This window comes from Acinetobacter sp. NBRC 110496, assembly GCF_000876115.1.
Taxonomy (GTDB): Bacteria; Pseudomonadota; Gammaproteobacteria; order Pseudomonadales; family Moraxellaceae; genus Acinetobacter.
Window position 1 is genome coordinate 25,537 of record NZ_BBTF01000036.1, and the last position, 13,732, is coordinate 39,268.

Annotated in this window: 13 protein-coding genes; 10 read left to right on the forward strand and 3 right to left on the reverse strand. The window is 44.5% G+C overall.

The features are described from left to right. The first annotated feature begins 14 nt into the window (after positions 1 to 14). From Aba26S_RS15215 to Aba26S_RS15260, 10 genes are all read left to right on the forward strand, one after another. Complete coding sequence (locus tag Aba26S_RS15215; protein WP_043973154.1) at positions 15 to 1,181, forward strand: acyl-CoA dehydrogenase family protein; 1,167 nt, start codon at positions 15 to 17, stop codon at positions 1,179 to 1,181. 41 nt (positions 1,182 to 1,222) lie between these two features. Continuing rightward, a complete protein-coding gene (locus Aba26S_RS15220) occupies positions 1,223 to 1,750 on the forward strand; it encodes a nuclear transport factor 2 family protein (protein ID WP_005238968.1) in 528 nt (175 codons plus the stop codon). A gap of 25 nt (positions 1,751 to 1,775) precedes the next feature. Continuing rightward, positions 1,776 to 3,056, forward strand: a complete 1,281-nt coding sequence (locus Aba26S_RS15225; protein ID WP_043973157.1) for a Rieske 2Fe-2S domain-containing protein — start codon at positions 1,776 to 1,778, stop codon at positions 3,054 to 3,056. 10 nt (positions 3,057 to 3,066) lie between these two features. Further along, entirely contained in the window at positions 3,067 to 3,552 is a 486-nt protein-coding gene (locus Aba26S_RS15230) for an aromatic-ring-hydroxylating dioxygenase subunit beta (protein ID WP_043973159.1), read from the forward strand. Between the two features lie 9 nt (positions 3,553 to 3,561). After that, complete coding sequence (locus Aba26S_RS15235) at positions 3,562 to 4,299, forward strand: SDR family NAD(P)-dependent oxidoreductase (protein WP_043973161.1); 738 nt, start codon at positions 3,562 to 3,564, stop codon at positions 4,297 to 4,299. Between the two features lie 34 nt (positions 4,300 to 4,333). Further along, positions 4,334 to 5,287 (forward strand): PDR/VanB family oxidoreductase, encoded by a 954-nt coding sequence (locus Aba26S_RS15240; protein ID WP_043973163.1) that lies wholly within the window; start codon positions 4,334 to 4,336, stop codon positions 5,285 to 5,287. A 54-nt stretch (positions 5,288 to 5,341) separates the two neighbouring features. Then, complete coding sequence (locus Aba26S_RS15245) at positions 5,342 to 6,298, forward strand: p-hydroxyphenylacetate 3-hydroxylase reductase component (RefSeq protein ID WP_043973165.1); 957 nt, start codon at positions 5,342 to 5,344, stop codon at positions 6,296 to 6,298. A 138-nt stretch (positions 6,299 to 6,436) separates the two neighbouring features. Continuing rightward, positions 6,437 to 7,345, forward strand: a complete 909-nt coding sequence (feaR, locus tag Aba26S_RS15250) for a transcriptional regulator FeaR (RefSeq protein WP_043973167.1) — start codon at positions 6,437 to 6,439, stop codon at positions 7,343 to 7,345. A gap of 130 nt (positions 7,346 to 7,475) precedes the next feature. Next, entirely contained in the window at positions 7,476 to 9,083 is a 1,608-nt protein-coding gene (locus Aba26S_RS15255; RefSeq protein ID WP_043973179.1) for a GMC family oxidoreductase, read from the forward strand. Positions 9,084 to 9,117: 34 nt separating this feature from the next. After that, on the forward strand, positions 9,118 to 10,605 hold the full coding sequence (locus Aba26S_RS15260; RefSeq protein WP_043973168.1) for an aldehyde dehydrogenase family protein: 1,488 nt from the start codon (positions 9,118 to 9,120) through the stop codon (positions 10,603 to 10,605). Positions 10,606 to 10,666: 61 nt separating this feature from the next. Here the strand turns inward: Aba26S_RS15260 and pcaD are convergent, their stop codons facing one another. The 3 genes from pcaD to Aba26S_RS15275 all read right to left on the reverse strand — a co-directional run. Beyond that, positions 10,667 to 11,446 (reverse strand): 3-oxoadipate enol-lactonase, encoded by a 780-nt coding sequence (gene pcaD, locus Aba26S_RS15265; protein WP_043973170.1) that lies wholly within the window; start codon positions 11,444 to 11,446, stop codon positions 10,667 to 10,669. 10 nt (positions 11,447 to 11,456) lie between these two features. Beyond that, positions 11,457 to 12,671 (reverse strand): 3-oxoadipyl-CoA thiolase, encoded by a 1,215-nt coding sequence (gene pcaF / locus Aba26S_RS15270; RefSeq protein ID WP_043973171.1) that lies wholly within the window; start codon positions 12,669 to 12,671, stop codon positions 11,457 to 11,459. A gap of 422 nt (positions 12,672 to 13,093) precedes the next feature. Beyond that, positions 13,094 to 13,732: 3-oxoacid CoA-transferase subunit B (locus Aba26S_RS15275; protein WP_081408454.1), on the reverse strand; the 639-nt coding region annotated here is incomplete at its 5' end.

Consider the following 13,732-nt stretch of genomic DNA (forward strand, 5'->3'; position numbering starts at 1 on the left):
AAAGGAATGAGGGAATGAATAACTTATCGATAAAGGAATTTGTCATGGACACAACCACAACGGAATTAGAGCGCTTGTGTCAAGAAATTCGTGAACGTGCCTGTACGGGAGAGTTCGATAACCAAGCTTATGTCAGTCAGGACATTATCGAGAAACTCAAACAGATTGGTGTTTATCGTGCTTTGGTGCCGAAACGTTTTGGTGGCAATGAATGGTCACCCAAACAGTTTTGTGAATTGATCGAACAACTGTCCAAAGCTGATGGTTCCGTGGGGTGGGTCGCAAGTTTTGGTATGAGTCCTGCCTATTTGGGCAGTTTGCCAGAAGCAACACTTGAGCAATTGTATAAAGACAGTCCAGACATCGTGTTTGCTGGTGGCATTTTCCCGCCACAACCTGCCGAAATTACCGATGATGGCGTGGTGGTGAGCGGACGTTGGAAATTTTCCAGTGGCTGTATGGGTGCAGATATTGTTGGTGTCGGGATTTCACCACAAAAGGACAATGAAGCCCAAGGTTTACCACGTATGGCGGTGATGCCAGCCAATAAAGCACAGATTGATATGACTTGGGATACGGTTGGTCTGAAGGGTACAGGCAGTCATGATCTGGTGGTGAAAGAGGTGCTGGTAGCGAAGGAATGGACCTTTGTCCGTGGTGAACCTTCAAAACTGCCTGAGCCATTTTTTAAATATCCATCTTTATCTTTAGCCACTCAAGTCCTAACTGTGGTCGGGATTGGTGTCGCAGCCGCAGCGATCGAGGAATTTCAAAAACTGGCACCGGGCAAGTCTTCAATTACGGGTGGCGCTGAAATTGCCAGTCGTCCAGTGACGCAATATGAATTTGCCCAAGTCGAAGCAGAGTTTAAGGCGGCACGCGTCTGGTTCTACGACACCATGCAGATTGTTTGGAATGAAGTACTGGCAGGACGTAACCCAAGCGCGGAACAGATCAGTGATATGCGTTTGTCTTGTACCCATGTGGCACGGGTTTGTGCACGTGTGACCCGCAAAATCCAGATGTTGGCAGGGATGACCGCGATTTATACCCATAACCCGTTTAGCCGTTTTGTGAATGATACCAATGTAGTGACCCAACATGCCTTTATGGGCGATGCCACTTTGCAAAATGCTGGGCTGGTCAGCTTCGGTATGAAGCCGGCACCCGGTTATTTATAAGCCAGATTTTATCAACTCGTGCGGCAACAAGGATGAATGACATGAATGCGCCAATGGATATAACGGAACTGTTACAACGCTTGCAACAGCTTGAAGCTCAAAATGCGATCCGTAACTGTATCAATCGTTATATGGAAATTTGTGATGCCTTGAATGCTGATACCGACCTGAATGAATTGATGGATTTATTTGATCAAGACAGCATTTGGGAAGGCATTGGTGAGAAATATGCCCAGTCTTTTGGCCGTTATGCGTCTTGGCAAGCCATTTATGGCATGTTCAAAAGTTATACCCAACAGCAATCACATTTTGTCATGAATGCGCATTTTGTCAGTTCAGAACAAATGTATATCGAAGCCGATCAAGCCAATGCCAGTTGGATGATGTTGCAGACCTCAACTTTCCGTGATGGTCGTAGCCATTTAAATGCCGCCAAACTCACGGTGCAGTTTAAACAGCAACAGGATGGACGTTGGAAGATCAAACATTTTCAGACTGAAAATATTTTTAGTCGCCCTGTATCTCACTGGGACAGCACAGCCATATTGCCAGTGCCGTCTCAGCAATAACTGATAATCGAAAAGGATCATGGATATGAACAGCAGTATTATTCCAATGCAGAATATTGAGATGGATTACAGTAGCTTAGTGCAAAGTGATCGTGCGCATACCTCTTTATATAAAGATGAACGTATCTTTGAAGATGAGATGGAAAAAATTTATTACAGCACATGGGTCTGGGTGGCGCATGCCAGTGAAATCCCAGATGCAGGCAGCTATAAAACCATCAATATTGGTAAGCAACCTGTGGTGGTGGTACGTGATCGCAAGAAGAAAGTGCATGTCTTGCTAAACCGCTGTCGCCATCGTGCTGCCACTGTATGCGAACATAAAAAAGGTAAAACCAACAGTTTTGTGTGTCCGTATCATGGCTGGAGCTATGCACTGGATGGTTCATTACGTGGCGTACCGTCACCTGAAAGCTATGGTGAATGTCTGGATAAATCAGAGTTTCCATTGATCAGCCTACGGGTTGAAGAATACAACGGCATGATTTTCGCCACCTTTAAACAGGATATTGAACCTTTAGAAGATTTCCTCGGCGCTGCGAAAAAATGGATCGACTTATTCATGAAACAAGGCGCAGGTTATCCAATTAAGGTGTTGGGTGAGCATCGTTTCCGTTTCCCGGGGAACTGGAAAATCCAGCTGGAAAATACCACCGATGCTTACCACTTCCCATTGGTGCACAAGTCATTCCTCAGTTCAGTCGATGAAAAAACCGAAGAACTGTTTAACTTTGAAAATCAGTCCGGCTATGTTGAAGACCTCGGCAATGGTCACAGTGTGATGGTGATGATTCCTGAACTGGTTGATCTGGATGAAGAATTGATGGAACGTCCGATTCAGGAACGTTTTGAAGACCTGGCTCAAGCCTTACGTGATGAAGGACATGAAGAACTGGAAGTACGCCGTATTGTGCGCGCGGTAGGTGGTTCCGGATTTAATTTGAACATTTTCCCGAATATTGCCTGTTCGATGGCGTTTTTCCGAGTGATGCAACCCATTTCGGTTAATGAAACTGAAATTCATCACTCTGTGATTACCATGGATGGTGGTCCACAAATTGCCAATCAGTATCGTTTACGTCTGCATGAACATTTCCAAGGGCCGTTTGGTTTTGGTACACCTGATGATTCGGAAGCATGGGAGCGTGTACAACATGGTGCCAATGCAGGGAATGATTTATGGATCATGCTGAATCGCGGTTTGCCCGGTGAAGTCAAAACTGAAGATGGCTTAAAGAGCGATGTCAGTGCTGAAACTGGGATGCGTGCTGCTTATCAGCAGTGGAAAAAGTTGATGACGGCTTAAGGAGAGCGCCATGAAAATCGATCTAAATTTACTCAATGAAGTGACTGCATTTGTCTGGGCCGAAGCCGATATGCTGGACCATTCTGAACATGATACTTGGCTGGATCTGTGGAATGAAAAAGGCGTGTACATCATCCCGATTGATCCGAAACTGACCGATTATGAAAATAATCTGAACTATGCCTATGACGATCATCACATGCGTAAATTACGTGTTGCCCGTCTGGAAAATGGCGAAGCGATTTCAGCCTCTCCAAAAGCCAATACGGTACGTAGTGTGTCACGCGTTCGTATTCTTAAACATGAAGATGGTGAAATCATTCTACGTTGCGCACAAAATCTGCGTGAGTTCCGTAAAGAAAATCTGAAACATTATACCGCTGACGTGACTTTTCATCTGGTTCGTGATGCGGAACAAGGCTTCAAAATCAACCGTAAAATTATCAATTTAGTCAACTCGACCGATAGCTTGGCGGGTATCAGCTACATTCTCTAGGAGCAAAAAATGAAACAGGTTGTTTTAGTCACAGGTGCCGCTTCAGGTTTAGGGAATGTCATTGCCGAATATTTTGCAGCGCAGGGACATCAGGTGATTGTGTCTGCCAGTACTTTAGAGAAGGCTGAACAGGCCAAAGCACGCAGTCCACATGCACAGAATATGTCTGCCTTAAAACTGGATATTTCAGTGGAAGCGGATTTTCATGCCGCCGTGCAGTGGATTCAGCAGACATTCTCGAAACTGGATGTGTTGATTAACAATGCCACCATGACCAAGGCAACCCCTGTTTTAGAGATTAGTGCAGCGGATTTTGACCTGATCACGCAAGTGAATCAGCGTGGCACGTTCCAGTCTTGCCAGATTATTGGCAAATATATGGCCGATCAAGGTTATGGTCGTATCGTCAATATGGCATCTTTGGCAGGGCAAAATGGCGGCACTGCCACGGGCGCACATTATGCCTCAACTAAAGGTGCAATCATTACTCTGACCAAGATCTTTGCCAAAGAGTTTGCCGCTAAAGGGGTGACCGTAAATGCGATTGCCCCTGGACCGATGGAATCACCGATTGTGCATAGCGTGGTGTCTGACGAGAAAATGGCGCAGTTTATTCAAAATATCCCCGTCAAAGCTTTAGGTAGCATGGAGTTTATTGCGGAAACCTGTGCTTTATTGGCCAGTCCAAGTGCAGCTTTTGTGACTGGGGCAACATGGGATATTAACGGTGGATTATTTATGCGTTAAGCCTTCGGCGAGATGCATATCAGGGAGAGAAATCATGACAATACTGTATAACGTGGTGGTAAAAAACCGTCATGTCGAAGGTGGAAATGTTGCAGTCATGGAGTTTGAATCTGCAAATTCGACCGTATTACCCAAAATTGAAGCAGGTTCACATATCGACGTGCACCTGCCCAATGGCATGGTGCGTCAGTACTCATTATGTCAGAACCCAAATGATGTCGGGACGTTCCGACTTGGGATTTTACGCGATCCTGAATCACGTGGTGGTTCAGTGTCGGCATTTGATGATTTAAAAGATGGCATGCAGATTCAGGTTAGCGAACCGAAAAATCTGTTTCCACTGGTCAAATCCAAACATGCGGTATTAGTGGGTGGGGGGATCGGGATTACGCCTCTGATTAGCATGGCCTATCAATTGGCACAGGAAGGGGCTTCTTTTGAACTGCATTACTGCGGTGCGAGCCCAGAACGTTGTGCTTTTGTCGATGAAATTAAACATGGCATCTTGGCACCTTTCACCACTTTCCATTTTAAATCAGAAGGGGCGAGTCACCGCGAGTTTTTCCAATCTGCCATTCAGGATATTGATCCAGACAGCCATATTTATACCTGTGGTCCCAATGGTTTTATGGATTGGGTGATTAATCTAGCCCTCACTCAACATTTCCCTGAACAGCAGATTCATAAGGAATATTTTCAGGTTGAGGTGGAAACTGGCGGTGATGCCTTTGAGGTGGTGGCTCAGCAAAGTGGCAAGATCATTCTGGTTGATGCTGAAGAAACCATTTTACAGGCCTTGGCACGTGAAGGCATTGAGATTGAAATGTCCTGTGAACAAGGCGTTTGCGGTACCTGTATGTGCGATGTAATCGAAGGTGAGCCAGACCATCGCGATGTGTATTTTACCGATGAAGAAAAGGCCAGTAATGAGCAAATTCTGGTGTGCTGTTCACGTTCCAAATCGGCACGATTGGTACTGGATATTTAAGGGATTTAGGTACAGCGAACGGCCCAAGTAGGACAAAAGATTCAGGAGAGAAGAATGAATTCACTAAAATCAATGGATGAAATCACAATAGATCCAATGCAGTTCAGACGTGCTTTGGGCAATTTTGCCACAGGCGTCACCATTGTCACTGCACAAAATGCACAGGGTGAAAAGGTCGGGGTGACCGCCAATAGTTTTAATTCAGTGTCGCTAGATCCACCGTTGATCTTATGGAGTATTGACAAAAACTCGTCCAGTTTCCCTGTGTTTGAGCAAGCCACGCATTTTGCAGTCAACATCTTATCAGGCTCACAAATTGAGCTGTCCAATAAATTTTCACGCCGTAATATTGATAAATATGAAGGCACTGGTTATCAAATCGGTTCAGGTCAGGCCCCGATTTTAGATCACTGTTCTGCGGTGTTTGAATGTGAACGCCATGAGGTGATTGAAGGCGGTGATCACTGGATTATTATTGGTAAAGTGGTACGTTTGCGTGATGAAGGACGCAGTCCGTTGGTGTATCACCAAGGGGCCTATTCGGGGGTGATTCCACATCCGTTATTGCAGTTAAAAGACACCGTTGAAGCTGAAGATGTTGGTGAAATGCATCAAGGGCATTTATATAGCAATGTCTGTTATTTGATGAGCCGTGCATTCAAATTCTATCAAACTGATTATATTCCAAAACAGCTAGTGACAGGATTCCGTACCAGTGAAGCGCGTTTATTACTGGTATTGGGGAGTGGTACGGCATCCAATAAAGCAGATTTACCGCGTGATATTGCCATGCCGATGCGCGAAGTGGAGCAGGCAGCATCAATCCTGAAAAAAGATGGTTTGCTGATCGAAACTGATGGCTTTTTCAAACTCACTGAAAAGGGCAAGAAAACCGCACATTATCTGTTTGATATTGCCGATAGCCATCAAAATGAGGTGTTTGAAAAATATCCTGAACAAGAAAAACAGATTTTTATTAAAATTTTGAAGGATATTGCAGGGATTATCTAAGCTTTCAGTTACCGGCAAATTTGTACATGAATTTGTCGGTCGCTGTTGGTGATTTTTCCCTCACATTTTAACTGAACGAAAAGAGAGATCAGTGTAATTACGCAAAAGATTAAATCGATCTATCCGAGGGAAATGGATATGAATCAAGATCAAAAAAATGAAATGTTGCAGTGGACCGAATGTATTCAAAAGGTTTGTGGTGATTTTGAGACGACTTTTGATAAACACGGTAATTTATTTATTGGCGAAGTAAAGTCTTTTTTATTGGGCGAGACTGAGGTGGCATTTATCAAAAGTAATGCCAGCCATATTTCTAGAAAAAGCGGAATGCCTGATCGAGTCCAAGACCGTTTATGTTTCTTACTGATCCAATACACAGGCAAGATGCGCATTGCATATAAAGACCAAAGCATTCAGCTAAATGAAGGGGACGTTGCATTACTTGATCCAGACGAAACGATTGATATGTATCCACAAGGCTTGTTTAGCCATGTATCGGTTCATTTGTCACGGGAGAAATTGTTCAGACAAGGCATTACGGTCGATCATTTTGGCAAATTGATTACTTCGAATATGAGTGGACATTTATTGAAGTGCATGCTGCAGAATCTGTCACCTGAAAAGATTGAACTCTGGTATGCAAAAGAGGATGAGAATGCTTTTGAAGATGCTTTGATTGCCCTGATTAAGCCAACCATTAATTATAAAAATGTTGAAATTGCCGATCATCTCAAGATAAGAGCAGAACGATTTATCTTTGAACACCTAAGCAAACAAAGCTTAAATGCCACCATGATTGCGGATCACTTAGGCATTTCGCTGCGGCAGTTACATCGTTTATTTGAACATCAGCAGCAGTCTGTACATCAATTTATTCAAACACATCGCATCAAAAAAATTCAGTATGAATTAAAAGATAACAAAAATAAAAGTCTGTCGATTACCGAAATTGCTTTGAAATGGGGTTTTGGTGACAGTGCACATTTTTCCAAACTGTTCCGTAAGATGATTGGACTGACGCCTAAACAATATCGTCTGAAGATTTAAATACGGTATTTATTTTAAATACGCTGCACATGTCACAATTGTGCATCATATCTGTCACGTTTAAACAAGAACAAGACCAGTAAGTGATGATCAAATCCTAGGCATGGAGTTTGAAGCATAGGGAAGCATGATGAACACAGAATATGACTATATCATTATTGGGGCGGGTTCAGCGGGCTGTGTGGTTGCAGCACGTTTATTACAAGCCAATGCAGGCCGAGTATTGGTGCTTGAAGCAGGGAGCAAGGATAGCAGCCTGTTCCATACTATTCCTGCAACAGTGATCAAAGTCTTTCAACAAAAATCCTGGCCGTATATGACTGTGCCACAACAACACTGCAACCAGCGAGAAATGATTCTTGCACAAGGCAAAGTTATGGGGGGGGGCAGTTCAGTCAATGGCATGGTGTATTGCCGTGGACAGCGTCAGGACTATGATTTATGGGCCTCTGAATGGGGCTGTGAGCAATGGTCTTATCAAGATGTACTGCCATTTTTTAGAAAAGCTGAAAAAAATGAAAGTCTGGCGGATGAATATCATGGACAAAATGGCATCTTAGCGGTCAGTGAAAACCGTTACCGCCATCCTTTAACCCTTGCTTGTATTCAGGCAGGGCAGCAAATGGGCCTGCACTATGTCAACGATTTCAATGGTTGGAACCAAGCCGGTGTTGGATTTTATCAGACCACCACACAGAATGGCGAAAGAGCCAGTACCTCAAAAACCTATTTAAAATCCGTTGAGCATCATCCAGATCTTAGGGTCATGACCAATGCACTGGTGCATAAAATCGAAACTCACGCGGATCAAGTCACGGGTGTGACTTTTAGCATTGCAGGCAAAGCCCCAGTGTCTGTAAAAGCACGTAAAGAAGTGATTGTCAGTGCGGGGGCGATTGGCAGTCCTAAGGTGTTATTACTGTCAGGGATTGGGCCGAAGCAACATTTAGATGAACTCGGGATTGCATGTATTCAAGACCTCCCTGTAGGGGAAAATTTCCATGATCATTTGCATATGTCCGTGAATGCAACAGTCACTACCCAGAATAGTTTGCTTGGAGAAGATCAGGGCTTAAAAGCGGTGCGGAACTTTTTGCAATGGCAATTCACTCGCTCAGGTGTGTTGACTTCAAATATTCTAGAGGGTGGTGGTTTTATCGATACCCATGACAATGGTCGACCAGATGTACAGTTCCATTTTCTGCCTGTACTGGATAATTTTGATAATACCCCTGGGGAGAAGGCTGCAGCACAAGCGCATGGTCTAACGATTAAGGTGGGACATGTACAACCCAAAGCACGTGGTAGCGTCCGCTTGAGTAGTAAAGATCCGAATGCTTTACCAATCGTTGATCCCAATTATTTAGGTCATCCAGAGGATGTTGATGCCAATATTCGTGCGGTGCAGGCAGGATTACGTCTATTACAGCAACCTGCATTAAAAACCATTGTTCAAGCGGTGATTGAACCTGCAAATACCGATCCTGACAATATTGAAGCGATTGATGCCTGGATGCGCCAGAACATTAAAACCGTTTACCACCCGGCAGGCAGTTGCAAAATGGGCAATACACCAAAAGATTCAGTCACAGACCAGACCCTTAAAGTACATGGCTTCCAGAATTTGCGAGTGATTGACTGTTCAATCTGTCCGCAGGTGCCAAGCGGAAATACTAATGCGATTGCCATCATGATTGGTGAGCGTGGTGCCGATTTTATTTTAAATCAAGTTGCTTAATTGCTGTCTATAGGTATTAAAAGTGGAAGATAAAATGAGCGAAGTACAAATTCTAGCCAGCGTACAGCAATTTATTGCACGTCAACATGGCCATTTTATTGGCGGTAAAATGACTGTCGCAGAAACAGCTGAACGGATTGAGCTGGTCAATCCAGCCACTGAACAAATTGTATCAAGCATTGCAATGGCGACTCAAAATGAAGTTGCCAAGGCTGTTCAGAGTGCCGATGATGCTTTTCGCAATGCGTGGGCCAATACATCACCCTATGAACGTGGTCTGCGGCTGAATAAATTAGCCGATTTAGTGGAATTACATGCAGAAGAATTAGCGCAACTGGAAACCTTAACTACGGGCAAATTGATTCATCTGGCGCGACATTTGGAAGTGGCACAAACGGTTGTATTTTTAAGGTATTTTGCAGGCTGGGCGACCAAGATCAATGGTCAGACTATGCAACCGTCAATTCCCTCCATGCAGGGTGAAAAATATACCGCTTATAGTATGCGCCAACCTGTTGGTGTGGTGGCTGGAATTGTGCCATGGAATTTTTCTCTGATGATTGGATGCTGGAAAATTGGTTCAGCATTAACCACGGGTTGTACCATTGTACTAAAACCAAGTGAATTTACCACCTTGTCATTATTGCGTTTGGCTGAACTTGCAATTGAAGCAGGCATTCCAGCAGGAGTGATTAATATAGTCACAGGTAAGGGGGAGACTGGACAACACTTAATAAATTCGCCTTTAGTAAAAAAAGTCTCGTTTACGGGTTCAGTTCCTACAGGTATTGCGATTGGGCAACAAGCGATGAAGAATGATCTTACTCGGGTCAGTCTGGAGCTCGGTGGAAAAAATGCCGCAGCCATTTTAGCGGATGCCAATCTGGATGAAATCCTACCGACTTTACTGCAAGCGACTTTTGTTCATCAAGGACAAGTCTGTGCAGCGCCAGAGCGTTTCTTTATACATCAGTCTAAATATGATGAATTTGTAGAAAAGCTGACAGGAGCAATTCAACAGATAAAAATTGGTTCACCGCTGGATGAATCGAGCATGTTTGGCCCACTTTCCAATAAGCCACATTTTGACAAGGTCAAACATTATCTCGACCTTGCCAATCAAAATAAGCAAGTGATTTGTGGCGGTAAGGCTTTGCAAGGAACGGGTTATTTTGTGGAGCCGACTTTATTAAAGGTACTCGGTGTGGATGATCCCTTATTTATTGAAGAAACCTTTGGCCCTGTGGTGGACGTTATTCCATTTGAAAATGATGAAGAACTCATTCGGATGATGAATCACTCCCGTTTTGGTTTAACAGCCAGTATTTGGAGCAATGATTTGGCTAAAGCCTTGCGTCTAATCCCGCAAATTGAAGCGGGTTCGGTCTGGGTCAATATGCATACCTTTCTTGATCCATCGGTGCCTTTTGGTGGAGTGAAAGCATCGGGTCTGGGGCGTGAATTTTCTGATGCATTTATTGAAGATTATACTGAGCTTAAATCAGTGATGATTCGATACTAACTTTATCTCAGATCTAAAAAATGGCCTGAAATGGCCATTTTTTAATGCTTCAATTTATCTGCTAATCAGTCAGAAAGTCTTTTAAAATATGATTGAAGGTTTCAGCCTGCTCAATATTTGAAATATGCGAAGCATCTATTTCGACCAGTTGCGATTGTGGTATCTGTTGTTGCATAAATTGACCATCCGCCACTGTAGTGACAGGGTCTTGCTTTCCTGCAATCACCAAAACAGGAATGTGGATGTCTTTGAGTTGCTCGCAGACATCCGCCTTAGCCAAAGCCTCACAACAATTGGCATAACCGTCCGCGCTGCCAGCACTTAAGTCGTTACACAGGTGATTGACAATTGCAGGATGGCTTTGGATAAAGGGATCTGTAAACCAGCGTGAAGCTGCTGTTGTAGCGATTGGAACTAAACCTTGCTTTCGAACCAGTTGGGCACGATCCAGCCATGCTTGTTCCTGTCCAATTTTTGCAGCGGTATTACTCACAACCACTCGCTGAAAACGTTCTGGATAATGAATAGCAAGCCATTGACCTGTTATTCCACCCATGGAAATACCGCAGAAATTGGCTTTTTCAATCTTTAAATGATCGAGTAGGCGAATCACGTCTTCACCCAGTTGTTGCAGGGTATATGGGCCTGTTGGCGTCGAAGATGAACCATGACCGCGTGTGTCATAACAAATCACATAAAATCGTTCTTTAAAATCATTGAACTGCTTTTGCCACATGCCATAGTTGGTGCCTAAAGAGTTGGAAAATACCAGTGCAGGGGAGCTGGGATCGCCAAAGCTTTGATAGTTGATCTGTGCATCCGCAGATTGAAAAGTGGGCATGAGGTCTTCCTTAATTCTGTTCGATACGTTCAATAATCAAGGCAATGCCCTGACCAACACCAATACACATCGAACACAGGGCGTACTGACCTTTGATCTGTTCAAGCTGATTCAACGCGGTGGTGACTAGACGTGCACCAGAAGCACCCAACGGATGACCCAAAGCAATCGCACCACCATTCGGATTAATTCGTGCATCATCATCACTCAAGCCTAAATCACGAGTGACGGCTAAAGCTTGTGCTGCAAAAGCTTCGTTTAGTTCAATCACGTCCATTTGTTCTAGCTTGAGATTGGCCTGTTTCAGTAATTTCTTGATGGCAGGTGCAGGCGCAAAACCCATAATCCGTGGTTCAACACCAACGGTTGTAGCAGTAATGATTTTGGCGCGTGGCTTAAGTTGATATTTTTTCACTGCGTCATCTGAAGCAATCAGCAAGGCAGCAGCACCGTCATTAATCCCAGAGGCATTACCTGCTGTCACAGTGCCTTCAGCTTTAACTACACCCTTAAGTTTAGTTAGTGCTTCTAACGTGGTTGATGCACGTGGATGCTCATCGCGATTCACCACAACTGCATCACCTTTACGCTGTGGAATCGTCACAGGGATGATTTCTCGGGCAAAGAAGCCCTTGGCCTGCGCCGTTGCAGTACGTTGTTGGCTGTTCAGGGCAAACAGGTCTTGATCGGCACGATTAATGTTAAATTGTTCCGCCACGTTTTCTGCGGTTTGCGGCATGCTGTCGATGCCATACAATTCTTTGAGTTTTGGATTGATAAAACGCCAGCCCATGGTGGTGTCTTCAATCTTTTGACTACGGCCAAAGGCGCTGTCGGATTTACCCATCACATAGGGCGCACGGCTCATACTTTCCACACCACCCGCAATAATCAGGTCTGCTTCATTGGCTTTAATGGCACGGGCAGCCATCGCAATCGCATCCAGTGACGAACCACATAAACGGTTCACTGTGGTGGCGGGTACTTGATAAGGCAAACCTGCCAATAGTGCTGACATACGTCCGACATTACGGTTGTCTTCACCTGCCTGATTGGCACAGCCATAGATCACATCATCGACGTGTTGCCAATCGACACTTGGATTACGTTGCATCAAAGCCTGAATCGGAATCGCTCCCAAGTCGTCAGCACGTACTGGAGCTAATCCGCCAGCATAACGACCGAAGGGGGTACGGATGGCATCGATGATATAAGCGTTTTTCATTTTGAATCTTGTCCTTTACTTCGGGCCTTTCAGCCATTCTCCTTAGGTATTTCGCGGTGGCGACATGGATGTCGCCTCGTTACTCAGCACAACAGGGAGGTTGTGTCTGAGTAACAAAGGTTTTTGTTACTTTTGACCTTTCAAAAGTAAGGTATTGCCTATACAAACGGGTTTCGAAAACCACTTTCATATACGGGCAATGGCGGTAGTAGCACTCGCCATTAATTAATAAGAACTAGCTATGACGGAGTCTTAATGCATTTAATTCCATACCAACAGCTCGTTTTCGTCACTTTTTTAAAAAAGTAACCAAAAATCTTTGTTGAACAGAGGAGGCTTCCTTGCCTCCCTGTTCAACGGGCGACATCCATGTCGCCTGTCACGATAGTCAATTACGGGAAACGTTTTGCAGCAGTGCAGGTTTATGGATCAGTCGCATCAATCAACTGAGCACCCGTCAATGCCTGTAACTCCTCAAAGCTCAAACCATCCACTTTCTCAATCACTTTTAAACCGTCTGTAGTCACATCAATCACACACAGGTCGGTATAAATACGATCAACACATTTCAATCCCGTTGCTGGATATGAAAGCGCTTCAACAATCTTGGGTTCACCTTGCTTGGTGTTGTGATCGGTGGTGATAAATACTTTCTTGGCACCGACAGCCAGATCCATGGCACCACCCACCGCAGGAATCGCATCTGCTGTACCAGTATGCCAGTTGGCGAGATCACCATTGGCTGCCACTTGGAAAGCACCGAGTACTGCAATATCCAAATGACCACCGCGCATCATGGCAAAGGAATCACCATGATGGAAAAAGCTACCACCCGTCAGCATGGTGACGTATTCCTTACCCGCATTGATCAGCTCGGGATCTTCTTCACCTTTGGCAGGAGGCGGACCAAATGCGAGCAAGCCATTTTCAGAATGCAGGAATATATCTTTATCCGCAGGCAGATAATTGGAAATCTTGGTTGGTAGGCCAATACCGAGATTGACATAAGCGCCATCAGGAATGTCTTGTGCGACACGCTCAGCAATCTGGTCACGGCTTAG